Here is a 25259-nt window from a genome sequence, read left to right as displayed (position 1 = left end):
GGGAAAACATCCTCGGTTTTTCTTCGTTCAGCCTAGTAACTACACGTTCGTTTATCTTCGCTTGCATCCGTCAACACTTACTTATTTAGTGCTTATGAAGTTATTTTCGATCTTACCTTTTCTTCTCATTTCGATGGGCGTTTTTTTCAATGACGCCACCGTTTACGCTCTTGATTTTAAGTCATTACCCGATTCCAGTGCTAATACGAAAGGCGATACCTTACCCCCTGGCGTTGAAAATTTCCCGAGTCTGGTACAGGTAACTCGTCCACCAGCAGATACACTCAAGCATTTTACCTACGCCGTTACACTCGGTGGGGATTATCGTTCGGGTAACGTACAGCGTTCGCTTTATACCATTAATACCTCTTTAGACTACCTGAATCCGAAATCTATCGTTGGATTTTACAGTTCGCCCCGGTATACATACGGACGCATCAGCGGCGAACTTCAGGAACGGGAGTTATTTGTCGATTTCAACACGACGCTCTGGTATAGTCAGAATGATGCCTATTTGATGGCTTTCGGGGTGCACGAAGAAAGTAACCTGCGACAAATTCCAGCTCGGTGGTATGGGGGATCGGGAATTGGCTGGCGAATTTTTGGTGGGAAAAAACGCCCGAATACACTTATTAAGCTTTCCATGACCAACGCTATTGTTTTCGAATATACCGATTTTATTACCATGCAGGACATTCGGGTAATCCGAAACTCAACCCGTGTTCGGATCGGAACGACGCTTAACAAAATGGCTTTCAACAGTACGCTTTTCGTCCAACCCGCTCTGAATGAAGCCAACCTTCGCTGGAGTTCGTTAAGCACGTTGGCGTATGCTTTGGGCAAAAGACTGGCCTTGTCCTTAACTGCCGATCACACCTATGAAAGCGTAGTATTGCCCGGTCGAAGACGAACCGATTTTCACTGGGCCATTGGCTTAACGTTTAAAAACTAGAAAACCGAAGGGCGGCAGATTTGTATCTGCCGCCCTTCTTTATTGGTAGAGACGCGACTTTATTGCGTCTGGGTACCAATAAATCTATTCAGAAACAATTCTTCCGTCCAGCATTTCCAATTTCCGGTCAGCCATCTGGGCTAATTCTTCGTTGTGAGTTACCAGTACAAAAGTCTGATTGAGTTCGTCGCGAAGCTGGAAAAATAATTCGTGTAATTCACGAGCATTTTTAGAATCAAGATTACCCGAAGGTTCATCCGCAAATATGACCGCTGGTGCATTAATCAAAGCCCGAGCTACGGCAACTCGTTGTTGCTCGCCGCCCGAAAGCTGGCTGGGGTGATGACTCTCCCGTTGGGCCAATCCAAGCTTCGCTAATAGCATCCGGGCACGCTCTTCGGTTTCTGCCGTTTTCCCAGCAATCCAGGCGGGCATGCATACGTTCTCCAGGGCCGTAAATTCTGGTAACAGATTGTGAAACTGAAAAATAAACCCAATGCGACGATTGCGGAATTCCGCCAGAGCCCGGTCCTTTAGGCTACTAATTTCCTGCCCATCCAGAAAAATCTGACCAGAATCAGGCCGATCCAGGGTGCCTAACAGGTGGAGCAAGGTACTTTTCCCGGCCCCCGAGGCTCCCACGATAGAAACGATTTCTCCGGGCTGAATCTGTAGATCAATTCCTTTCAGGACGGGTAAGGAACCGTATGTTTTTACGAGTTGACGAGCTTCAAGCATATTAAATATATCAGGCAAAAATAGGCCGTAATTCCTCTGTTAATCAGTTCATTAAATGAATTACACCCGAACTGACGAACGAAGGCAGCTATAGTTTGTTGAGCAAAGTTGTAAAACTTTGTCCAAGATAACTCAAAGACTTTATCGATTTCTGCCTAATTTTCGGGCTGTAAAGTGAAACCTCACTCAACTTCCTAATGAACATACACGAATACCAGGCGAAAGAGATCCTCAAACGTTACGGAGTACGTATTCAGGAGGGCATCGTCGCTGACACACCCGACAAAGCGGTAGAAGTAGCCCGCGAACTCAACATCAAAACGGGTACGAAATGGTTTGTGGTAAAAGCTCAGATCCATGCCGGTGGCCGTGGTAAAGGCGGTGGCGTAAAGCTGGCTAAGAACTACGAAGAAGTCCGTGAGAAATCAGGACAGATTCTGGGCATGCAATTAGTTACCCACCAAACCGGTCCCGAAGGTAAGAAAGTACATAAGATCCTCATCTCTGAAGATGTGTATTACCCCGGAGCTACGGAGCCCAAAGAATTTTATCTGGCTATTCTTTTAGATCGTACTAAAGCCTGTAACGTCATCATGGCGTCTACCGAAGGTGGTATGGACATCGAAGAGGTAGCGGAGCATTCTCCCGAAAAAATCATCAAAGAATGGATCGATCCTAAAGTGGGTCTTCAGGGCTTCCAGGCTCGGAAAATCGCTTTTGCTTTAGGTCTGGAAGGCGATGCTTTCAAAGAAATGGTGAAATTCATCGGCTCTCTCTACAAAGCATATATCGATACGGATGCGTCTCAATTCGAGATTAACCCCGTGTTGAAAACGTCTGATAACAAAATTCTGGCCGTTGATGCAAAAGTTAACCTGGACGACAACGCTCTGTATCGTCACACGGATTTAGCTGAAATGCGTGACGTTCGCGAAGAAGATCCTCTGGAAGTAGAAGCTGGTCACCACAACCTGAACTACGTGAAACTGGACGGCAACATTGGCTGTATGGTAAACGGTGCAGGTCTGGCCATGGCTACGATGGACTTAATCAAGCTTTCCGGTGGTGAGCCTGCTAACTTCCTCGACGTAGGGGGTGGAGCCAACGCTCAGACCGTAGAAGCTGGTTTCCGTATTATCCTGAAAGATCCTAACGTAAAAGCCATCCTGATCAACATCTTCGGTGGTATCGTTCGTTGCGACCGTGTAGCTACGGGTATCGTTGAAGCTTACAAAGCAATCGGTAATATTCCTGTACCTATCGTCGTTCGTCTGCAAGGAACGAATGCGGAAGAAGGAGCAAAAATCATCGACGAGTCAGGTCTGGAAGTACACTCTGCGGTACAATTGAAAGACGCTGCTGACCGTCTGAAAGACGTTTTAGCTACCCAATTCTAAGAAGTTTACGGTTTGCGGTTCTTAGTTTTCAGTAAATGCAAATCGGATATCTTCAAAATAAAGAAGGCCACTCTTGGAGAGTGGCCTTCTTTATTTTGAATCGTTCGCAATTTCCTTTTTCTACCGAAACTACATTATTCCAACCACTGAAAATTACAAACTACCCCTATCTGCGAGCGTAATACTTCTCCGCTTCAGGTAACAATTTCTTCAAATCGTTAATCCGCTGCTGATCCGAAGGGTGTGAAGATAATAACACGGGAGGTTTCTGAGCATTTTTGCTGGCTTCAGCCATGCGTCCCCAGAAAGTAATAGCCTCTTGGGGATCGTAACCCGCCATCGCCATAAAGATTAAACCCAGGTGGTCGGCTTCGCTTTCGTGCTGACGGCTGTATCGCAGAATGGCCAGGTTAGCTCCAATAGGTGCCGCTACGTTAAAAACTGAACTCCAGATGTTATTAGCTCGGGAAGGATTGCTGGCATTTGCCACGCCTAAGGCTACCTGTCCACCCGTTAATAACCCCTGAGCTACGTATTGCTGACTTACCCGCTCAGAACCATGCTTGGCAATGGCGTGAGAAATCTCGTGTCCCATTACTGTAGCCAGACCTGCCTCTGTCTTCGTGACAGGCAACAGACCCGTGTAAACAACTACCTTACCACCAGGCATACACCAGGCGTTTACCTGATTATCCTGAACAAGGTTAAACTCCCAGTGATACCCATCCAGGTATTCAGGGTGTTTGATTTCGTTGAAATACTTCGTAGCCGCAGCAGCAATTCGCTCCCCTACTTTCTTGACTAGCTGGGTATTAGCGTTACTGTTGGAGATGACTTTGTTAGTATCCAGAAACTGCTTGTAACTTACCAGAGCCTGCTGGTTCATTTCAGCGTCAGATACTAATAATAATTGATTCCGGTTTGAAATAGGTACACGACTACAAGCCCAGACAGTGGCTGCCAGTACAATACCCAGGGCGAAGGTTCTTTTCATGTTGTGGAAATGCTAAAAATGTTACTTACTCATAGAAAATCCTGTACCGAGCCTGTAAAGTATATTTGTTCGCTTAGCTTTGCAGGATGTCTCAGTTAAGGCCGCAAAATTGAGGAATAAAACTCATTCAATTACGCTGGGTTAGTACTGTAATTAAACATTTTTATACTATGCGAATTTTTTGCATCGGGCGAAACTATGCGGAGCATATCGCCGAACTTCAAAACGAACGTCCGACCGATCCTGTCATATTTACGAAACCAGATTCAGCATTATTACGAGAAAACAATCCTTTTTATTTGCCGGACTTTACCGAAGACGTGCACCATGAACTGGAAATTGTTCTTAAAATCAACAAATTAGGTAAGAATATTCCCGTGCAATTCGCGGATAATTATTACGAGGAAATTGCACTGGGTATTGACTTCACTGCCCGGGATATTCAGGCCAAACAAAAGGCCAAAGGTCTGCCCTGGGAAATTGCCAAAGGCTTCGATGGCTCGGCTCCTATTTCGAAGTTCGTACCCAAGAGTCAGTTCGCTGAGTTCCCGAAACTCACCTTCGATTTGAGCGTGAACGGCGAAGTTCGTCAGCAAGGAGACACAACCATGATGCTGTGGTCATTTGGGGAAATCATTGCCTATCTTTCTAAGTTCTTTACCCTGAAAATCGGTGACCTGATTTACACAGGAACACCCGCGGGTGTAGGTCAGGTGCATATTGGAGACCGCCTCGTTGGTCGTCTGGAAGGGCAGGAAATGTTCAATTTTGAAATCAAGTAAGCGTTGTAGGTTTTCAGTTAAGTTGCTTTCTATTCTTAATAAGTTAACTTATAACCCAACTTCCCGAAAGTTCTGAACTTTCGGGAAGTTGATCACCTAAGCCTTAACACTTGCCTTAGAGGTAAACTTAGGCAACAGGGACATAATGTTGCCAGCAAAAAAGCTGGCAGCGAGAGGCCTGTAGTGTATTTCGATCACAAACCCCTCGGTAACGGATTTACTATCCGCCAATAATTGCTATAAACCAGCCCAACTCCAAACCTTTTATCGTCACTATTCCCTTGGTTATTCGTTATATTCTTTTCTTTGCTTTAGTCAGTCTGTCTGCTCAGGCTCAGCATTCTTATCTTTTCCCGATTCTTCCCGGTGAAAACGCTCTATTGGCTGGAACCTTCGCCGAGCTACGTCCGCAGCATTTTCACGCCGGAATGGACATTAAAACCCAGCAACGGGAAGGCCTCTCGGTCAAGTGCATTGAGCGGGGTTACGTATCCAAAATCATTGTTAGCCGAACCGGTTACGGAAATGCGGTTTTTGTAAAACATACCACAGGCGAAACCAGCGTTTACGCCCACTTACAGCAATTTAACCCCCGCATTACCCAATACCTAAGACAGCAGCAATTAGCTCAGGGCACGACCGAAATCATGGTAAACCCGAAAGCCAATCTATTACCGCTGCAACGAGGAGAAGAATTAGGGCTGTCCGGTAACTCCGGCGGTTCGATGGGACCGCATTTGCATTTTGAAATACGTAATGCTCAGGGACTTAATGTAGATCCGTTGAATTACTCTTTCAAAGAAGTTCAGGATGATATTCCTCCCGTCATGGAAGCGTTGGCTATTCGTACGCTTTCAGGCGACTCTCGTATCCAGGGAAGATTTGGTCGAATGGAATACAGTCTTGTTCGGGAAGAATCGCCTAAGCCCTCGGTACACCTGTACCGGATGCGGGATACCCTTCGAGCCATCGGCGAAATAGGGCTGGAACTACTGGCTTACGATCAAAGTAATGGTTCGTCTTCCAAAAATGGAATCAGTTGTCTGGAAATCCACGTCGATGGTCGGGAATTACATTACCACCAACTAAGCCAGATTCCAGAGGCCTTTACCGATGATATTAACATTCATACCGATTATGCGACCTATTATGAAACGGGCAAATTCTTCCAGCGGTGTTACAAAGCCGACGGTAACGACCGGGTTCCGATTTATTCTACGGGTTCGGGGAAATTGAGAATAACAAACAAGGCCGTTCATCAGGTTACTTTAACCATTTGGGATCATTTCCAGAACAAAACGCAATTACACCTGATCGTAAAAGGCGAAGCAACGGAAGGAAATTCCCCCGATCCTAACCTGCGTTGGTCGGTGGAAGAAAACTGGCTGGTCATCAAAGGATCATTACCTGACTCCCTTAATGTATACTTACCGAAAGGGCAGCAAACCTTAACGGCAGTTTATCCGGGGTGTTACCTCTGGGATTTGAGAAAAGGGCTTCCCGATTCGCTTGACGCGGGGACTAAACGCATTCGATTCAACTTTGTTGGGACGGCTTATCCTCAGCAACAAGGAAAGGTATTGAATGATCGGCTAACGCTGGAATGGAAGCCCGGCAGTTTATACGATACGCTTTACGTTATGCTTCAGGAAAAGGATGGCAAGTTACTCGTTGGTGAGCCGACCACTCCATTGAAAGGTAAAATAACCATTCATTATCAGCCCAAGTCGCCCATTTCACTCTATGAGAAAACGGCTTTATACCGGGAAGATAAACAATCCGTTTTTGTGGGTGGACACTGGAAAGACGGGCAGTTACACGCCGAAACCAGGTTCTTTGGTACTTATTACCTTGCTACCGACACGCTAGCTCCCACCATTACCCCTGTAAGTATTTCCAGCCGTCAGTTGCGTTTTAAAATTAGAGACAATCTTTCGGGTATAAAATCCTGGAAAACCCGTATAGGTACTGAAACGGTGATTCTGGATTATGACGAGAAGAATAATTTGCTCTTTTCAGAAATAAGAGAAGAAAATCACCCTTTCCGTGGTGAATTGAAGCTGGAGATAACGGACAATTCAGGAAACAAAGCTACTTTTGGCAGACCGAATCTGAACTAGAAGACAGGTTAGCTTTTCGGAGCTGATTCCAGGAATCTTATTCGGAGATACGTCGTTCTGATAACACATTACTTTCAGCATCCAACCTATCGGACTGCTATCAATTAATAAACTTATGTCTCTTCAAAAAGGTGATCTGGCTCCGGCCTTTGAAGCGGTTGATCAAGACGGTAACCTCGTCAAGCTCAGCGATTTTACTGGCAAGAAAGTCGTTTTATATTTTTATCCCAAAGACGATACGCCCGGTTGCACGGCTCAGGCCTGTAACCTTCGCGACAACTACGAAGCTTTATTAAAGTCAGGTTTTGTGGTATTAGGCGTAAGCGTCGATGATGAAAAGTCTCATCAGAAATTTGCCAAGAAATACGAGTTACCTTTCCCCCTTTTAGCGGATACTGACCACAAAATTGTGGAAGATTACGGCGTTTGGGTGGAGAAAAATATGTACGGTCGCCAGTACATGGGTACTGCACGGACTACTTTCGTTATTGATGAATCAGGACTTATTGCTGAGGTAATTCAGAAAGTAGATACCAAAGAGCACACCAGTCAGATTTTAAAGTAACGTAGCTTTTCTGCTTTTAATTATTCCAGGGTAATCGCCTAAATTTAACCTCTTTCTTTAGAGATACCCTTTATTGTTTCGCTTATCTATACTTATGAATCTTCAGGACATCGCTTCTCAAGTTCGCCGTGACATCGTACGGATGGTACACGGAGTCAAATCAGGCCACCCCGGTGGATCCCTCGGCTGTACTGATCTGCTCGTGAGTCTTTATTTCAAACACATGGAATTAAAGACCGACGATCAGGGTCAGGTTGTTTTCGATATGGAAGGCAATAACGAAGACGTTTTCTTCCTTTCAAACGGTCACATTTCTCCCGTTCTCTACTCTGTTCTGGCTCATCGCGGTTACTTCCCCGTACCCGAACTGGCTACGTTCCGTAAGCTGGATTCCCGCTTGCAGGGTCACCCAGCAACGGCTGAGCACTTACCCGGCATTCGTATTGCTTCTGGTTCGCTGGGTCAGGGGCTTTCGGTAGCCACCGGAGTTGCTCTGGGTAAAAAACTCAAAGGCGATTCGCATCTGGTATACGTCCTGATGGGCGACGGCGAGCAGCAGGAAGGCCAAGTCTGGGAAGCAGCGACGTTTGCTCCTCACCACAAAGTAGATAACCTGATTGCATTCATTGACTTCAATGGTCAGCAGATCGATGGTCCTACGGAAAAGGTAATGAACAATCGCGACCTCGGAGCTAAATACGAGGCGTTTGGTTGGGAAGTGCTGCACATGGATGGTAACGATTATACTTCACTCGATACCGTTCTGACGCAGGCCAAAGGTTTAGCCGGACAAGGCAAACCCATCATGATCATCACGAAAACTGAAATGGGTCAGGGTGTTGATTTCATGATGCATACGCACAAATGGCACGGCACCGCTCCCAACGACGAGCAATTAGCCAAAGCCCTCGCTCAACTTCCCGAAACTTTAGGAGATTATTAATAAGTTGTCAGTTTACGGTTGTCAGTTGTCAGTTCATAAGCTGATCATCAACTGAAAACGGTAAACAGAAGACTGAAAACTGACTATAATGAAACAATATCCCTATACCGATAAAAAAGATACTCGTTCTGGTTTTGGTGCGGGTATGACCGAACTGGGTCGCACCAATCCTGATGTGGTTACCCTTTGTGCTGACTTAGTGGGTTCGTTGAAAATTGATACGTTTATTCAGGAAAACCCCGAGCGTTTTTTCCAGTGCGGTATCTCTGAAGCAAACATGATCGGCGTTTCGGCAGGTCTGGCCATTACAGGAAAAATTCCTTTTGCGACGACTTTCGCTAACTTCGGTTCCAGCCGCGTGTTTGACCAGGTTCGTCAATCCGTTGCTTACTCTAACAAAAACGTAAAAATCGCCGTTTCGCACGCAGGTCTTACCCTGGGTGAAGATGGAGCTACCCACCAGGTACTCGAAGATCTGGCCATGATGAAGCTCTGCCCAACATGACTGTGATTAACCCCTGCGATTATAACCAGACCAAGGCAGCCACCATCGCCAGTGCGAACTACGAAGGTCCCGTTTACCTGCGTTTTGGTCGTCCGGTTATTCCCGTATTCATTCCTGAAGATATGCCTTTCGAAATCGGTAAGGCTATTACACTGAATGAAGGCACGGACGTGAGTATCTTCGCTACAGGTCACCTGGTTTGGGAAGCTCTCCAGGCGTGCCAGCTTCTGGAAGATGAAGGTATTTCTGCCGAAATCATTAACATTCATACCATCAAGCCCCTCGATACGGAAGCCATTCTGGCTTCGGTGAAAAAAACGGGCTGCTGCGTAAGTGCTGAAGAGCACCAGATTAACGGTGGTTTAGGCGAGAGCATCGCTCATACGCTGATAACGAATTACCTGGCTCCTCAGGAATTCATTGGCGTGAAAGATACCTTCGGTGAAAGCGGTACGCCCGATGAACTGATGGAAAAATACGGACTGAAAGCCGCCAGCATTGTTGAAGCTGCGAAGAAGGCAATTGCCCGTAAGTCAAAATAAGACATCGTTCTTCCAACGATTTCAGAGCTAGAGATTAAAGAAATTCTAATCTCTAGCTCTCTTTTTTTCCATTTACTTTACGGTCTGTTTTTCCCTTATTTCACTGATTTTAACATTTCGACAGGGATTTTGCCCGAAACTCGCTTGCAGTGAGGGGTCGTAAATGCATATAATTGCTTTTCCATCACCAATTACCAGACCATGACCGATCAGGAACTGCTTGATAAATTTGCGAACCCGGAGACGCGGAACTACGCGTTCAACCTGCTGGTTCGTAAGTATCAGCAGAAGGTGTATGGGCTTATTCGTAAAATGGTGATCGATCACTCCGATGCGGATGATCTTACTCAGGAAACCTTTATTAAAGTCTGGCAACACCTCGAAACCTTTCGAGGCGATTCCCAGCTGTATACCTGGCTTTACCGAATTGCGACGAATGAAACCTTCAATTTCCTGAATAAAAAACGTCGTCGCTTCTTTTTATCGCTGGATTCGGTAGACCATGAGCTGGAAGCTAAAATTGACGCCGATCCCCTACTCTCGGGCGACGACATTCAGAATAAATTGCAAAAAGCCATTCTTCGGTTACCTGAAAAACAGCGACTGGTCTTTCATCTACGGTATTACGATGAAATGCCTTACGAAGAAATGTCCGAAGTGACCGGCACCTCCGAAGGAGCTCTCAAGGCTTCCTATCACCATGCGGTAAAAAAAATTGAAGAATTTTTAAACGGTAATTAAACTTTGAGAGCTTAGTTTGTTCCAAAGGCAAAATATCAACAAACTGATAATCAGTCATTTCATTTTAATTATCCGCTGATTTTATTGGATATATACAATGGATAATAAAAGAATTCGTTTGGAAGACATTCCAAAAATTAACCCCGTCCATACACCTGACCACTACTTTGAAGATTTACCGCAACGAATTCAGGCTCGTGTGCAGCAAAATCCCACCAAAGTACTCAAACCTCACTGGACGGCTCGCCACAGCTGGCTTACCGCAGGAGCGGCCGCTTCAGTTGCTATTCTGATGTATCTGAGCTGGCCCACCCGGCAGGATTCCATCGGCGTAGAAACGCTTAGCCAGCTCAAAACCGAGGACATTGTTCAATACCTCGAACACGAAAATGTTTCTTTGCAGGATCTTTCCGATACGGAAAAGAACAAAATGCTGATCGATAGTTTAGGTAACCAGCCTTTACCTCAGGTGAAGATTTCCAATAAAGAAATTATGGAACAGCTTTCGCTGGAAGATTTTGAAGACGTTATTTAGTACCATTACCCACCGTTGCCACGGTTTTTCCCTAAGCACTATGAAACTCTGGATCGCAGGTAGTTTATTTTTCTTTTTGTCGCTGACGCTTCAGGCTCAAAACAAGGGTAGAGAAGGCCAGCAACAAGTCCGGGCCGCCAAAATCACCTGGATTACCAACCGATTGAATCTTACGCCCGATCAGGCCAAAGATTTCTGGCCTTTATTTAACGAATACGAAGACAAGCGTCGGGAAGTTCGTCACCGCATTCGCCGATTAAATGGTGAAACGAATAATTTATCCGCCAGTGATGAAGCCATCCGCAAGAACCTGAAAGAGATCATCGATCTACGCCAGCAGGAAGTGGATCTGGAGCGGGAATATCAGGCTAAATACCTGAAAGTGATTAATGTAAAACAGTTATCTGAGTTATATAAAGCGGATCAGCGATTTACCCAGATGCTAATCGAACGCCTTAATCATAATCGACAACCCCGGGAGAAAGATTCGAACTAGGCCCCTAATGAATACCTTTGAAGCAATGCATTTTAAAAATGCATTGCTTTTTTTGTGCAACAAAATGGCCCGAAAACCAGTTAGTTACCGTTAATCAAAGCCTGCATCCGAAACAATTTTTACGTATGGTAAAGTCTGTTGCGTGTAAACTTACGTTCATATGTAAAATGAAAGGCTTTACCTATATCTGCGTTCACTTTATGTCAGGAATTACCCTACCATCTTATCTCAACCAATTCTATCCCATGCGTTCGTTATTTATTGCTCTAGGCCTGTTCTGGGCCGGTGTAGCTTCCGCTCAAAGAGAAAATATTTCCATTGGCCCCATGATTGGAGGGACTTATTCAACGCTTCCCAATCTTGGCTCTAACGTTCTCACAACTAAATACAAAGCAGGTCCAGCCGCTGGTGTTTTCATCAACTATAGTATTAAAGAACATTTCGGGCTATCAGCAAACGTACTTTATACCCGCTGGGGAACGAAGATTGAAACGCCAACGCCAGCTTTTAATCTGAACCTTGATTACATCCATGTACCGATTTTGGCTACCTACTACTTTGGTAACGATATGGGCCAGGGGGCCGTTCGTCCAAAAATATTTCTAGGTCCTAGCGTAAGTTTTCAAACAGGACAATCAGGCAGTCCTTTTATCATTAACGACTCTTTCAAAAAGTTTGATGTTGGAGCAACTGCCGGAGCTGGTTTGAATATTGGTTTTGCTCATCAGCAATGGTTAAATATTGATGTTCGATATAATCTCGGATTTAGTAAAGTTTATACGGACCCAAACCTCAGTAAAGTTCATAACCAGTCCTTCTCTTTACTCGTAGGCTATAGCTTCCCTCTGGGTTCTTACGATAAAAATAAGAATTCCTTTTCAGGGAAAAGACGTTAGTTATTCGTGCTTAAGCAAAAACGACCCGGTGATGAGCCGGGTCGTTTTTGTTTAAGCACGAATATTAGTTTAATCTGGGATCGGTAGGATAATGGGAAAGTACACGGTAAGCTCCCCCCATATTCCGTAGCGTAACCCGCCAGAGCTGATCTGTTGACGTATCAAACAGATCGTTTGTACTAACCTTTGAGATAATCCAGGAATCGCGACTTAACTCAGAAGTAAGCTGTCCGGCATTCCAGCCCGAGTAGCCGATGAAAAATCGAATGTCTTCGGTTTTTAGCGTACCCAGATTCAAGAGTTTCTTTATCTGTTCAAAGTTTCCACTCCAATATAAATTTCCATCCAACTGAATCGAATCTTCAATCAGATCAGGCCTCCGGTGAATGTAGTGAAGCGTATTTTTCTCCACCGGGCCTCCTACAAACAGAGGAATATCGGGGTAAATGTCTTCTTCAATTACATCATCCAGTAAAAGCTCCGTCGTTTGATTTAATACCAGTCCGAAAGAACCTTGCTCGTTATGTTCACAAATCAACACCACACTTCGCTCAAAATTTTCATCGCCCAAAAAAGGTTCAGCCAATAACAAACAGCCTTTGGTAACCTTCGTTTGAGCATTGTTTTTTCCGGGTAGAAAGTCGCTCAATTCCTTCATGGTCAGTTCTCATTTAAAAATCACTGAAAAACGGTGCTTAAGCAAGATAACTTAATTTTTCAGCATAAACGTGTGTGATATCCGTAAAAAAATCTGCCAAAAGCGAAAAATGGCTATGCGTTTGGAGTTTTGGGTTGGGAGTTAAGCGTTTTGAGTTTTTAGAATTACTCCTCCCGCAATCGCTCGGCTCTGTCGAGTGACGAAATAGATGAACAAGCCGGTGGCATTGAAAACATTTAGGTCAGGCAAACACTAGCTCCCCTATCTCTTTTAAAAAGACAGCCAAAAGCCTACAGTTTATATGATAACCCCAAAACATGCGATTCTTCACGTAGAAACGCGACTTTATCCCCTTTATGCCGTGGTTGGTGAGACATTAGCCACGGCAGGGAAAGCCAGACGCGATGAAGTCACGTCTCTACCTAATGATTTCTCTCGTAGTTGCTCGGCTTTACCGAGTGAGGAAATAGATGAATGGGCCAGTAGAATTGAAAAATGGCTGGATTTGGTAAATCATTTAGCTTACCTCTATTGTCTTTGGGAAACACGGCCAGAGGCCTACAGTTAAGTCGTCACTCGGCAGAGCCGAGCGACTGCAAAAGAGAGGAATGTAACAAAATCAGTATTCAATCATTCAATCATTCATTCCCTCAATCATTCAAAACTGAACCCCTTACCAGATTTCTACGCCTTTATTGAGGTAAGATGACAAGTTTTCGGTAGGAGCCTGCGACGAGGTTATTAATAAATCCAGCTCTTCGTAATCGCACACTTTACAGGTTTCTGCGGTATTAAACTTATCCTTCCAGGCCGTTGCAATCACTTTCTTGGAAACCTGAGTCATTTTCTGTTTCACCAGAGCCTCTTCCCAGTACGGCGTCGTCACGCCGAGTTCATGATGAATGGAGCAAACACCCATGATGCACAAATCCGGGCGAAGTCGTTCGATCATATTAATCACTGCCGCTCCGAGGGTTACCTGAGCCCGTTTGAAAATCCAGCCCCCCATCAAATGAACTTCCACATTGGGGTGTTCGCTCAGAATTTGAGCAATGGATAAACTATTCGTAAATATCTGAACCTGAAGTTCTGGTGGTAACGATCGGGCAATTAACATGTTGGTAGATCCATTATCCAGAATAATCGTTTGCCCGGATTCAAATACGGCCAGTGCTTTTTGTGCAATCTCCTGTTTTTCGGTTTGAGCATAGGCAATTCGTTCCGTCAGTTTCAAGGGAGCTGGAGCTTTAGGAACCGCCGGAACCGCCCCCCCGTGGACTTTTTTCAAAAGGCCATCCTTCGCCAGTTCATTCAAATCCCGGCGGATGGTATCATCCGAAACGTTAAGCTCCTGACTTAATTCCACGGAACTTACCCGTTGTTGCTGAACCAGTTTCTGAAGGATATATTGAAGGCGTTCTTCGCGGAGCATTTCGTTTTTATTCGTTTTTCTTCCCAAAAGTAACACATATTTAATTTGGAAGTATGCGTTTTGTTACGGTTTTTTGTTGAACTAAATCGTATTAACGAAAAATAACGCATGAAGCTAGTCATATTCGATATGGATGGGGTTTTGGTTGATAGTGAACCCATCTATCATCATTTTCATCCTTATTACTTTGAAACTCAATTAGGCATTACCTTGAGTCAGTTGGAGCTGGATAGCGTCACGGGCGTGGCTCCGAGAGAAATTTTCGGACGGTTTAAAACGATTTATCCCGATCTGCTTCCTGAACCAGCCGTTGTGTACGTTGAACGAGAGTATGATTTGTTGATGGAAAAATTCGCCAGTCTCGATCCGCTTCCTTTAGTAAATGGCATTTCAGACGTTCTGAAAAGGTTGGATGAAGAGAATATTCCTATGGTTCTATCCTCCTCCAACCAACGGCGGATGATCGAACTATGCCTGGATCGCTCGGGTTTTCGACCTTACTTTCAGAATATTCTAAGCGGCGAAGATGTACCCCGGTCCAAACCGGATCCTGAGATTTTCCTGCGGCAGGCCGCTTTTTACGGAGTAAAACCCGAGGAATGCCTGGTAATTGAAGATTCTACCAACGGCTGCCGGGCCGCCAAAGCTGCCGGAATGGCTTGTCTGGGTTATGTCAATCCCAATTCCGGGAACCAGGATTTATCGTTAGCCGACTGGCGAATCGACTCCTGGAATGAAAATACCATTTCTCAGTTATTAACCATTCTAAAAAGGGCCGATTTACAAACTGCTTTGTAGGATATGAAACGAATTCTGATTGACATGGACGACGTTCTGGCAGATGCTTCTGGACGTTTCATCGAATATTGTATTAATCGAGTAGGAAAAACGGTTACCCGTGAGTTGTTGCAAGGCTCTAATTGGGCAGAAGCGGTTGATATTCACGCCGATACTGTTAAAACCTGGGTTCATGAACCAGGCTTTTTCCGGGGAATGCAGGTTATGCCTGATGCTCAGGAGGTGGTAAAAAGATTGATGGATCACTACGAAGTTTTCATCGTTTCTGCCGCGATTGAGTTTCCCAATTCACTTAAAGAAAAAGTGGATTGGCTGGCAGAGTATTTTCCTTTCATCGATTGGCGGTATATTGTCCTCTGTGGGCACAAATGGATGATTGAAGCGGATTACCTCATCGACGATCACGAGAAAAATCTGAATACCTTCCGTGGCACTCCGATTTTGTTTGATGCCCCACATAACCAAACGCTGGAAGGTTATCAACGTGTAAAAACCTGGCGTGAAGTAGAGCGGTTGCTATTACCTGCTCCCATTGAAGCGTAGACCTTACGACATAAAAACGACCCTATGGTTTCGTCTGAAATCACCCAAACAGACCCATTGAATTACCCGGCAGCTCGCCTATCAGTAAGCACCTTTTTCTTTTTAATGGGACTGAGTTTTGCTAGCTGGGCCGCCCGTATTCCCGACATTCAGCAAGCCATGCACCTTAGTCCGGGGCAGTTAGGTTCTGTTTTATTGGGTATGCCGCTGGGTTCGCTGGTAGCCCTGGCTCCGGCGGGTTGGCTGGTAACGAAAATTGGCAGTCGGACGGTAACCTTATGGTCATTGATTTTTTACGTGGGTATCCTCCCCTTCCTGGGATTTATGGATACGGGCTGGCAACTGGCTCTGGCCTTGTTCTGCTACGGAGCCGCTGGTGATGTAGCCAATATCGCTGTAAACACGCAAGTAGTAAGTGTGGAAGCGGGGTTTGGCAAACCCATCATGTCTTCCTGCCATGGTTTGTTCAGCCTGGGAGCTTTCGCTGGTTCTGCTCTGGGTGGTATTGCGGGGGCCCTGCACATTACTCCCTTTTATCATTTTCTGGGAGTCATGGCTCTTTCGATTTTAATTGCCTTATTGGCTTACCGATCATTGATTAGTACGGATCGGAAAGAGCAAACAAGTTCAGAAAAGACACCCATGTTTGTCCTGCCCGACCGTGCTTTATTACTGCTGGGATTGATTTCGTTCTGCTGCATGCTGACCGAAGGAGCCATGGCCGACTGGTCGTCCATTTATTACCGTCAGAGTGGTGGAGCAGTGGCCTCTATGGGTTACACCGCTTTTACCATCACCATGGCTACGGGTCGGTTTATGGGGGACTGGTTAACGGTTCGATATGGTATTCGAAAAATGCTGCAAATGAGCGGATTAGGCATTGCTCTCGGAATGGCTCTGGCCGTAGGCGTATCTTTCCCGATTGCGGTTATTATCGGTTTCTTAATCATCGGATTTGGGGTCGCGGCAGTCGTTCCCCTGGTGTACTCAGAAGCGGGTCGCTCCGAAACCATGTCTGCGGGAATTGCTCTGGCGGCGGTTTCTACTGTAGGTTACACCGGATTTCTGATGGGACCGCCTCTCATTGGTTTTATTGCCGAAGCGGCTACCCTACGAATAGCTTTATTCTTGGTCGTGATACTGGGTTTAGGCATCTGGTTTTTAGCTCATCGAGTCAAACGCTAGGAGATTCTAGCTGAAAACGCTTGGGTACATCAGAAGCTTAACAGCGGTAAAATGCCCGTACATTTTTCTGAAAATACTACCGTAGCTGTTTTTTCATGCCTGCTGATAAAGAAAAAACTCCGCTCAAACGAGCGGAGTTTTTCAACCTTCCCACTATAAACTACTCTGATAAAATCGTGTATATCGCGAAGAGCCGAAGCTCTATTTCTCTTCTTAGGGTAATAAACTCAGAAAAGCCGTTTCCTGATGCTAGGTTTGATGATTTATGGACGAAAAAGTCAAGTGAGAAATCTGCTTTTAATCTCGAATAACTGATTTTTGATGCCTCATCTACATCTTCGAAAACCCCTTCCTTCGTTCAACTAATCAAAAACTAATTGTCACAATACCAGACCGGGTTTGAATTACGCAAGGAGCCTTTTTTAACAAAATCTCTAAGTCGATTTTAATCCTATTTTAAGTTAAGCATGACTTAAAATATACGCTTTCTCAGCGGCTTCATGGGCAATCTAACACGTACTCCCCGTGGATTCCTGTACCTTTGCTTCGCTTTTTTCAATGCTATGAATCACACGTCTACTCTGAAAATCTGGTCAGGATTACTTTATTTATACCTGGCCTGGGGAAGTACCTATTTGGCTCTTCATTACCTCGTTGAAACCGTTCCTCCGCTAATGGCTTCTGGCATTCGAAATTTTTCGGCGGGGATTATTATGATGATTTGGGCAAAAGTTACCGAACCCAACGTTCGTCTGAGTTCCAAAGCCTGGCTTACTTCTCTCCTCATCGGAACCTTGTTGCTGGGTGCAGGGAACGGGGGTGTAACCATCGCTTTGGCCTGGGTTCCTACGGGTTATGCAGCTCTCATTGTCGCAGCCGTACCGATCTGGCTGGTTCTGTTGCAGTGGCTCTGGCTAAAAAATATCCCAAGCCCCATGGTCATCATGGGCGTATTAATCGGGCTCGTCGGCGTCGGTTTATTACTTGATTTCAATTCATTCTCGCTGGAAGGCGATTCCGCTCAGTTCACATTGGGCATTATCGCGTTATTAACGGCTACGTTTTGCTGGAGCCTGGGGATGGTTATTTCTCAGCGAGCTCAGCTACCTTATTCGGCAGCTTACCTTTCGGCCATGCAAATGTTGGCCGGCGGGACTGTAACCTTATTAGGAAGTTTGGTGGCAGGTGAGTTTCCTCTTTTTAATCCATCGGGTTTGAACGCCAGCACTTGTTATTCCTTTTTATACCTGCTTATTTTTGGTTCGCTCGGTGGATTTACCGTATTCAGTTGGTTGTCCCAACGTACGTCCCCCACGTTACTGGCGACTTATAACTACGTTAACCCGCTGGTTGCCTTGTTATTAGGTTACTTATTTGTTAACGAACCTCTGTCATTAAAAGTAGTATTGGCCGCAGGAATTATCATTTCGGCTGTCATTCTGATTTCGGTGGGGCAGCGATTGAAAAAACGAGCAGAGCCTGTTTCTCAGGAATCATAAATTCAGGATCATTTGAAAAGTGGCGTTCGTAAGGTTAATTGCCCCCTAGTATCGTCTCATTTCAGATGCATTGAACAGAACTTTAATCTCTATTGATCCTATGAAAAACCATGGTTGTTTTTACTAAGCAGTATGCTCTTTCTAAACGTGCAGGCTCAACAGGTTATCCCTCTTTACGACTTCAGCCCGATTCCGAATCAGGGCCCCAAAGCTTCTCTGACCGATGAAATTGAGGAAGGGTCCGGGAAAGATTCTTTCCATCGAATCAAAAATATAACGAAACCTTCCATTACCGTTTACAAGCCCGCCAAACCTAATGGTACGTCAGTTATTATTTGTCCCGGTGGTGGTTACTACATTCTCGCCATTGACCACGAAGGCGTTGACGTAGCGAAAATGTTCAATGAAGCGGGCGTTACGGCTTTCGTATTGAAATATCGACTTCCTTCTACGGCGAACCTGATGGAGGTAAATGAGATTGGCCCTTTGATGGATGCCCAGCAAGCCATCCGTCTGGTACGTTCCCGAGCGAAGGAGTTCGGGATTAATCCTGATCGCATTGGAATTATGGGCTTTTCAGCGGGGGGTCACGTAGCGTCAACGGCTGGAACACATTTCGAAAAACCCGTGGGTAACTGGAAAGGTCGGTCAGACGTTTCGGTTCGCCCGGATTTTATGATCTTGTTATACCCCGTTATTACCATGGACCCATCCTTTACGCACATGGGTTCACACGATGCCTTGCTCGGTAAAAAGCCAACGGCTGAACTGGAAACGGAATATTCTAACGAAAAGCAGATTACTTCAAAAACGCCACCAACGTTTCTGGTTCACGCAGCGGATGACAAAGCCGTTCCGGTTAATAACTCCATCAGTTTCTTTCAGGCTCTGGAGAAAAACGGCGTCCCCGTCGAGCTACACGTCTATCCGAAAGGCGGCCATGGATTTGGAATGAATAATAAAACCACTCCCGATCAATGGACTGAACGGCTGAAGAACTGGATGAGTACACTCTTCAAAGACTAGTCATAGCGTAATAAACCAGAAAGGCTCCAATGTTTGAACGTCGGAGCCTTTCTGGTTTATTAACTCCGTTGAGAAGATCGCCGGACCACCAAGTCGGTTTGTAAAATCCGGGTTTGGTAACGAATGGGCTTCCCCTTCTTTTCGATCAAATCGATTAATAATTCCGCGGCCTGTTGCCCCATTTCAAAGCCGGGCTGAGCCACCGAACTCAGCGGCGGATCTAACAAGGGAGCAATCGGAGGATCTGAAAAGCCAATCAATGAAACCTGATCGGGCATTTTCATGCCTACCTCCCGAATGGCTAAATGGGCACCCAGAGCGATGCTCGTACTCGCGGCCAGAATTCCGTCGGGATGATCTGTCAAGTCTGAAAATAACTCCTTCGTTAACTGATTCCCACTTATTTGCCGAAAGGGCCCTTCCACCAACCATTCGCTTCGGATGGGTAAATTATGCTTTTGTAAAGCAGCTTTAAAGCCCGCCGTTCGTTGTTGCACAATAGGTAAGTGCTGAGGTCCGGTTAAGCAGGCCAGTTTTCGGCATCCCTGTTCAATCAAGTGTTCCGTACCCCGAAAAGCTCCGTCAAAATCATCGACAATCACCTGGTGGGTTTGGAAGTTTTCTACTTTCCGATCGAAGAAAACAACCGGTATGCCCTGCTCCTGTAACGTATGAAAATGATCCAGATTACGAATTTGGCTGGCGGTAGAAACGATTAACCCATCCGCCCGACGCACCAGAATGTTTCGTACATCGGTTACTTCGCGTTCCACTGAATCATGGCTTTGATAAATCATGATGTAATAACCCATCCGGTACGCCACATCTTCAATCCCGCTAATAACTGAGCTAAAAAACGAATTCGCAATTTCAGGAACGATAATGCCAATCGTCTGGCTACGACTTCGTTGCAAACTCAAAGCAATAGGGTTAGGCGTATAACTCAGCTCCCGGGCTAGTTCCAATACACGTTTTTTGGTTTCGGCTCCAATCTCACTGCTGTCTCGCAAAGCTCGGGAAACGGTCGATTTAGATAAGCCCAATCGGCGGGCAATTTCTTTCAGCGTAATGATGGGTGTATTCGCCATAGGAGAAAGCAGCCTTTCTATAAATAATACAATTTATTTCCTGCCCATTAAAAGGGCTATTGTTAAAGGCTTTTGAATTGAAATTGAACTTTACCAAAAAAAACTGAAGTAAATATAGTTCCGGGAACGGTTTCGGGAACGGTTGCGTGAAAATATTTTCATATTCCTTTGGTAGACGGTTCATCACTCCGCTAATATCATTCCATGATTTCGCCAGAATTTGATTCGGTAAAAATCAGATTTCCAGGAATAATCGAATGTGATATCTACTAACCTCAGGTCTATGAACAGCACGTCCCGCCGTCCTACTTTACGCTCAACAGTGGCAAAATCGAAGGTCACTACTGCTCAACTGTTCGAACGTTTTATTCAAAATGCCGACGCTACCGCTTTCTCCGACCTGTACCATCGGTATCACAAGCGGTTATTGGTGTATGCAACCAAGATTCTGAACTCGACTGAGCTGGCTGAAGAAGTCGTATTGGACGTGTTTATGCACTTCTGGACGAATCGTTCCCGTTTGCAAATTCATACCTCATTTGAGTCCTATTTATTCCGTTCGGTGCGTAACCTGGCTTTCGATTATTTAAAACATTACCGTCACGAATTACATTTACACGAAATTACTCCAGAAGTAGCCAATTCGCTGCCTCTGTCTGAAGACCGTCTGGCAGATCAGTACGATTACCAGATTGTTAGCAATTTCATTGAAACCAATATTTCAGCTTTGCCTAAACGCTGCCGCTTGATTTTCCGCATGAGCCGCGAAGAAGGGTTGATGTATCGGGAAATTGCAGAAAAACTAAACCTCTCGATTAAAACCGTAGAAGCCCAAATGGGCCGGGCCCTGAAGATGCTACGTTCTGCCTACGAACAACAATTTCAGGCCGTATAAGCATACCAACCCACTGTAAGATTGCCCAAAAAGCCGTTGCCTAGTAACGGCTTTTTTGTTGTTTATTCACTTCCTACAACCTAACCTGTCCTCTCGAACAAAGTAACAGAATTTTTCCACCCTGGTTGGTATCCTGACCAACCAATAGGCTTTTCCTAATGGCTGGTGAGGACACCAGCCAGGGTGGAACCTGTTATCTTGGACGAAATAAGAGAATTCATACAGGAATGGGAATACCTGTAGTTTACGAAAGTCTTGTATAAAAGGAATGGGTTACTTAAAAGACGAAAGGTCCTTCGCTACGCTCTGAATGAAAGATGTAGGCAAAAACTCCTCTGGGGTTAAACTTAAACGATCCCCGGATGTGATCCAGGGATCGTTTGCCTAGGTTATCACTTGGGTCCATCCAGATCGGATTTATCTACCTTGCATCTCACCCCGGGTTGCACCCGGGGCTATTGATAATTAAACCCCGCTGGGGTTATACCTTCCATTTCCAAACGTCTTGTCTAACTTTACAGGTTCTCCCTTTCCAACTGAAAACTGAAAACTGAAAACTGAAAACTGAAAACTGAAAACTGAAAACTGAAAACTGAAAACTCAAAACTCAAAACTCAAAACTCAAAACTCAAAACTCAAAACTGAAAACTCAAAACTCAAAACTCAAAACTCAAAACTCAAAACTGAAAACTCAAAACTCAAAACTCAAAACTCAAAACCGCAGCGGCGGCCGCTCAAAACTGAAAAACTAAAAATAAACCGGATGCACTTTTACTTTGAACTTGGGGGGAACCTTAGAAACCCGGAATTCTACCGCTGGAGCCGGGATTTTGAAGCAATTGGCAATAAAAAGCAAACTGCGGAGAAGGTTAGAATGCGTAGGAATTCGGGTTAAATCCAGGTCAGGAGAGATGAAAAACTGCCGAACCGGGCGACGGCCCATCGCCACACTTTTCTCGTAATCGGCAGAAATCATATTATCAATGCCGTACCCTACGGCGATGTTCATCAGCTTAGGCCAGCGAATCTGACGATCATCTAGTTTCTGAAAAGAAGCAGGATTTACGGACAGCCAATACGTTTGCCCATTGTAATCTTTCAGCCAGCTTTCATTCCAGCTTCTTCCTAATAATTCTGGACGTTCCCGGGCGAGTTTAGTGGAGTGAACACTCCACTTGGGCGTGAAACGAACTTCTCCCCAGCTTAACTGCTGAGCAACCAATAGAGCCGGGCCCGTTACATTCGCCGCAATGTCACCCAGAGAAAAACCGTATTCGGGCGAAAACCCATCCAGGACTTCGATGGGTAACATGAAGGTAATTCCGCTGGTAGCTCCCGAAACGGCCGCCTGCTTATTATTCATTCCCGCCCATTGGTAAGCCGCCATTCCGATGCGGGCGATCTGGTAAGCGGTATACGCATGGCCGGCCTTGTCAATCTGCAACCACTCCTGATTGTCGTTGAACGTATGGAAGTTTTTCAGCGGCTTTTTATACCAAGCCTTGCTCAAACCATAAATCGTTCCGGCGAAACCTACCCCCTGCCCGATTAATAATCCATTCAGTCGATCCTGCCGAATCTGGCCGAAAACCGATGATGTGGTCACTAAAAGGATCAGGAAAAGTATACGCATAAGAAACATTCTGAGTTGCAAATAAAATACATCCCAGCCAAGTGCCTGCGTATTATTCAGAATTGGCCTCTTTTAGAAGTTAGGAAAAGGAATGAATCAAGTGTTATAAACAAATAATCTCAAAACTACCCCTAATAACTCCCAAGGTATTTCCGAACGCCCCATTCCAAAGCCAACAGCGTAATAAGAATGAAGAAAATCCAGCGTAAGTTAATGGGTTCACGGAGATCTTCCGTACTGGTAAGTTTATCGGGTAAATCGCGGCTTACTAATGCTTTTTCAAGGTTATCTAATTGACTAGCCGTAAAAAACTGTCCACCCGTCTGCTGGCTCAACTGGCGTAGGCCATTATAGTCAGCGGTGGTATTGGCTAGCTCCAGTTGTTCATCCCGAATGATAAATTCACCCGAAGCCGTTTCGTCTTTGCCCAACACTTTTGCCGTTGCCGTATATTTGTAAACTCCAACGGGTAAGTTACTGATTTCAAATCGACTGGCAGAAGAAACATAGGTATACTTGCGAGTCTGTCCTTTTTCATCCGTTACACTTAGGGCTACTTCCGGACCATAAATTCGCTCGTAGAGATCGTTATAAATTTCAGTTTCCAAGGACACTCTATCTTCAATCTGGAACTGATGCTGCGTGGGATATACCCGCAATTTTCGCTTATCGTCTTTTGCTGATAAAAACTGAATAATTTTCGTAAAAAGATCATCTACGGCTTCCTGTTTTTCGGTTAACCGATACTCCTCCAAACGCCATTCCCATAGCCCTTCTCCTAGTAATATTGCCCCGCGTTTAGCCCCCGTATTCAATACTAAGAGAGGTTTCGTGGTCTCGATGTTATTCTTTTTCTGATACAGTACGACTTCCGAATTGGCCAACGGCTTCACTTCCCCAAAAGGCACCGTCATAGGTGGGAGCCGACGCAGTAACTCCATCGTTTCAGGGTTCAGATTCAATCGGGTAAAATTGCGGTTGTAGAATCCGGTTACCTTATCCACCTGTCCCGGTTGCGACTGAATCTGAGCAATCTGCTGAGCATTATTTAAGGGCGTTGTACCCGTTTGACTGGCCACAATCCAGAAAGCTGGAACACCCGTATCCAGTAATCTTTTGATATACGGTCCAGCCGAATTAAAGGCATCCGGTTGCTGATGAAAGATTATTAAATCATATTTTTTGTCAGAAGGCTGAGCCGGAGAAATGGGGTTAACAATCTGAAAATCAAATTCAAAATTGTCATTTTTTTCAATAATACTACGAATGGCTTTAATGTCCGGGTGCGGAGCAGAAGCCACTACTAATATCTTTTGCCGACCATCAATGACTTCGATGTAAACATCTTTTCGGTTATTCCGAGTATTGAATTCACCAGGTAATGGCAGTACTTCAACCGTCAAATGCTGAATGCCTTTGGCCGAAGCCTGAGTTGTGAAATTAACCGTCGCTAAAGCATTTTCTTTATCAAAGCGAACGGTTTGCTGGCTTAAGGTTTGCCCGCCTTTCCGAAGGAGAACGGTCGCCGTTTTTCCGGCATACCCATCCGCTACTACATCGGCTTGTAACGGAAACTGATTTCCCAGATAAGCAATTTGATTAGCCGAAAGAGATTTCAGATTAACGTCGCGTTTTGGAGTCGTATCTCCTACCGCCAAGGCATGAATGGGAAAGGGGTAAGAATTGAAAGTCGGTGAAGCTCCGCGATTAATAATGCCGTCTGAAAGCAGCACTACGTCCGTCACGTTTCGGCCTTCGAGATTGGTTTTGACATGACTCAATAAGCCGGAAAGATCCGTCGATTTTTGGGTAAATTGCACAGAGTCCAACGTTGAAACAGGCGTTTCTCGTAGGGTTTGCAGGGCGACGGTATAACCCTTATCCTGTAAAGATTCACTCAGTTTTTTTAGTCCGGCCATCAGGTTTTCGCCCAGTTTTCCTACCGAAGCGGAATTATCCAGAGCCAAAACCACCGTTTTCTTTTCTATACTAACTTCCGTTTGCCTCAGTAATACATTGAGCAATAACAAACATAGCGTAGACACTACTACGAACCGAAGCCCGGCTAAAGCCAGATTAGCAGGTTTACTCCAGGAAGACTTGGGTTGATAAAGAAGAAAAGCGTAGAGTCCACCCACCAAAAGGCATAACGGAATCCACCACGGCGACGACTGAAAAACGAAGTTCAAATGGGTTAGCGTTTTGGGTTTGGGGTTTTGAGTTTCGAGTTTTGGGTTTTGAGTTATCAGTACAAGACGTGGTGGCAGCCTTTATCTACTTTTAACTAATAACCCAA

General features: G+C 45.2%; 24 protein-coding genes and 1 pseudogene. 18 read left to right on the top strand and 7 right to left on the bottom strand.

What is annotated here, in order from left to right; genetic code table 11:
• The first annotated feature begins 94 nt into the window (after positions 1-94).
• Entirely contained in the window at positions 95-952 is an 858-nt protein-coding gene (locus BWI96_RS16535; RefSeq protein ID WP_106637651.1) for a DUF481 domain-containing protein, read from the top strand.
• A gap of 84 nt (positions 953-1036) precedes the next feature.
• Here BWI96_RS16535 and BWI96_RS16530 read toward each other — a convergent pair whose 3' ends face one another.
• A complete protein-coding gene (locus BWI96_RS16530; protein ID WP_106637650.1) occupies positions 1037-1690 on the bottom strand; it encodes an ABC transporter ATP-binding protein in 654 nt (217 codons plus the stop codon).
• Positions 1691-1887: 197 nt separating this feature from the next.
• Between BWI96_RS16530 and sucC the strand changes: the two genes are divergently transcribed.
• Positions 1888-3087 carry an ADP-forming succinate--CoA ligase subunit beta gene (gene sucC, locus BWI96_RS16525; RefSeq protein WP_106637649.1) on the top strand — a complete coding sequence of 400 codons (1200 nt, stop codon included), beginning with the start codon at positions 1888-1890 and terminating at the stop codon, positions 3085-3087.
• Between the two features lie 166 nt (positions 3088-3253).
• On the opposite strand, the gene BWI96_RS16520 is transcribed toward sucC, so the two are convergent.
• On the bottom strand, positions 3254-4081 hold the full coding sequence (locus BWI96_RS16520; RefSeq protein WP_106637648.1) for a M48 family metallopeptidase: 828 nt from the start codon (positions 4079-4081) through the stop codon (positions 3254-3256).
• Between the two features lie 170 nt (positions 4082-4251).
• Here BWI96_RS16520 and BWI96_RS16515 point away from each other — a divergent pair, with 170 nt between their 5' ends.
• The 9 genes and pseudogenes from BWI96_RS16515 to BWI96_RS16475 all read left to right on the top strand — a co-directional run bounded on the left by BWI96_RS16515 (position 4252) and on the right by BWI96_RS16475 (position 12206).
• Positions 4252-4863: a fumarylacetoacetate hydrolase family protein gene (locus tag BWI96_RS16515; protein WP_106637647.1), complete on the top strand. Its 612-nt coding sequence runs from the start codon at positions 4252-4254 to the stop codon at positions 4861-4863.
• 281 nt (positions 4864-5144) lie between these two features.
• Positions 5145-6983, top strand: a complete 1839-nt coding sequence (locus tag BWI96_RS16510; RefSeq protein WP_106637646.1) for a M23 family metallopeptidase — start codon at positions 5145-5147, stop codon at positions 6981-6983.
• A 115-nt stretch (positions 6984-7098) separates the two neighbouring features.
• Complete coding sequence (gene bcp, locus BWI96_RS16505) at positions 7099-7548, top strand: thioredoxin-dependent thiol peroxidase (RefSeq protein WP_106637645.1); 450 nt, start codon at positions 7099-7101, stop codon at positions 7546-7548.
• 94 nt (positions 7549-7642) lie between these two features.
• Entirely contained in the window at positions 7643-8491 is an 849-nt protein-coding gene (locus BWI96_RS16500) for a transketolase (protein ID WP_106637644.1), read from the top strand.
• Between the two features lie 88 nt (positions 8492-8579).
• Positions 8580-9538, top strand: a pseudogene (locus BWI96_RS16495) (transketolase family protein).
• Positions 9539-9739: 201 nt separating this feature from the next.
• Positions 9740-10279: an RNA polymerase sigma factor gene (locus BWI96_RS16490; protein WP_106637643.1), complete on the top strand. Its 540-nt coding sequence runs from the start codon at positions 9740-9742 to the stop codon at positions 10277-10279.
• A gap of 97 nt (positions 10280-10376) precedes the next feature.
• On the top strand, positions 10377-10814 hold the full coding sequence (locus tag BWI96_RS16485; RefSeq protein WP_106637642.1) for a hypothetical protein: 438 nt from the start codon (positions 10377-10379) through the stop codon (positions 10812-10814).
• Positions 10815-10854: 40 nt separating this feature from the next.
• Entirely contained in the window at positions 10855-11310 is a 456-nt protein-coding gene (locus BWI96_RS16480) for a hypothetical protein (RefSeq protein ID WP_106637641.1), read from the top strand.
• Between the two features lie 245 nt (positions 11311-11555).
• Positions 11556-12206 carry a porin family protein gene (locus BWI96_RS16475; protein WP_157830404.1) on the top strand — a complete coding sequence of 217 codons (651 nt, stop codon included), beginning with the start codon at positions 11556-11558 and terminating at the stop codon, positions 12204-12206.
• Positions 12207-12270: 64 nt separating this feature from the next.
• On the opposite strand, the gene BWI96_RS16470 is transcribed toward BWI96_RS16475, so the two are convergent.
• A complete protein-coding gene (locus BWI96_RS16470; protein WP_106637639.1) occupies positions 12271-12864 on the bottom strand; it encodes a YqgE/AlgH family protein in 594 nt (197 codons plus the stop codon).
• 301 nt (positions 12865-13165) lie between these two features.
• Between BWI96_RS16470 and BWI96_RS16465 the strand changes: the two genes are divergently transcribed.
• Entirely contained in the window at positions 13166-13432 is a 267-nt protein-coding gene (locus BWI96_RS16465; protein ID WP_106637638.1) for a hypothetical protein, read from the top strand.
• A gap of 105 nt (positions 13433-13537) precedes the next feature.
• Here the strand turns inward: BWI96_RS16465 and BWI96_RS16460 are convergent, their stop codons facing one another.
• The gene (locus BWI96_RS16460) at positions 13538-14296 is read right to left on the bottom strand and encodes a DeoR/GlpR family DNA-binding transcription regulator (protein ID WP_198555275.1); all 759 of its coding nucleotides are present in this window, start codon (positions 14294-14296) and stop codon (positions 13538-13540) included.
• 108 nt (positions 14297-14404) lie between these two features.
• Here BWI96_RS16460 and BWI96_RS16455 point away from each other — a divergent pair, with 108 nt between their 5' ends.
• From BWI96_RS16455 to BWI96_RS16430, 5 genes are all read left to right on the top strand, one after another.
• Entirely contained in the window at positions 14405-15094 is a 690-nt protein-coding gene (locus BWI96_RS16455) for an HAD family phosphatase (RefSeq protein ID WP_106637636.1), read from the top strand.
• A 3-nt stretch (positions 15095-15097) separates the two neighbouring features.
• Positions 15098-15637 (top strand): 5'(3')-deoxyribonucleotidase, encoded by a 540-nt coding sequence (locus tag BWI96_RS16450; RefSeq protein WP_106637635.1) that lies wholly within the window; start codon positions 15098-15100, stop codon positions 15635-15637.
• 24 nt (positions 15638-15661) lie between these two features.
• Positions 15662-16822, top strand: coding sequence for an MFS transporter (locus BWI96_RS16445; RefSeq protein ID WP_106637634.1), 1161 nt, complete (start codon positions 15662-15664; stop codon positions 16820-16822).
• 563 nt (positions 16823-17385) lie between these two features.
• On the top strand, positions 17386-18321 hold the full coding sequence (locus BWI96_RS16435; RefSeq protein ID WP_198555274.1) for an EamA family transporter: 936 nt from the start codon (positions 17386-17388) through the stop codon (positions 18319-18321).
• A gap of 132 nt (positions 18322-18453) precedes the next feature.
• Positions 18454-19347 carry an alpha/beta hydrolase gene (locus BWI96_RS16430; protein WP_106637631.1) on the top strand — a complete coding sequence of 298 codons (894 nt, stop codon included), beginning with the start codon at positions 18454-18456 and terminating at the stop codon, positions 19345-19347.
• Between the two features lie 59 nt (positions 19348-19406).
• Here BWI96_RS16430 and BWI96_RS16425 read toward each other — a convergent pair whose 3' ends face one another.
• On the bottom strand, positions 19407-20435 hold the full coding sequence (locus BWI96_RS16425; protein WP_106637630.1) for a LacI family DNA-binding transcriptional regulator: 1029 nt from the start codon (positions 20433-20435) through the stop codon (positions 19407-19409).
• Between the two features lie 283 nt (positions 20436-20718).
• Here BWI96_RS16425 and BWI96_RS16420 point away from each other — a divergent pair, with 283 nt between their 5' ends.
• On the top strand, positions 20719-21330 hold the full coding sequence (locus BWI96_RS16420; RefSeq protein ID WP_106637629.1) for an RNA polymerase sigma-70 factor: 612 nt from the start codon (positions 20719-20721) through the stop codon (positions 21328-21330).
• A gap of 748 nt (positions 21331-22078) precedes the next feature.
• Here the strand turns inward: BWI96_RS16420 and BWI96_RS16410 are convergent.
• The gene (locus tag BWI96_RS16410) at positions 22079-22963 is read right to left on the bottom strand and encodes a DUF2279 domain-containing protein (RefSeq protein WP_157830402.1); all 885 of its coding nucleotides are present in this window, start codon (positions 22961-22963) and stop codon (positions 22079-22081) included.
• Positions 22964-23094: 131 nt separating this feature from the next.
• Positions 23095-25152: a hypothetical protein gene (locus BWI96_RS16405; RefSeq protein ID WP_106637627.1), complete on the bottom strand. Its 2058-nt coding sequence runs from the start codon at positions 25150-25152 to the stop codon at positions 23095-23097.
• Positions 25153-25259 lie beyond the last annotated feature (107 nt).

The sequence above is a fragment of the Siphonobacter sp. SORGH_AS_0500 genome (genome assembly GCF_002838835.1).
Classification (GTDB): domain Bacteria; phylum Bacteroidota; class Bacteroidia; order Cytophagales; family Spirosomataceae; genus Siphonobacter.
This window is presented reverse-complemented; position numbering and strand designations above follow the sequence as displayed.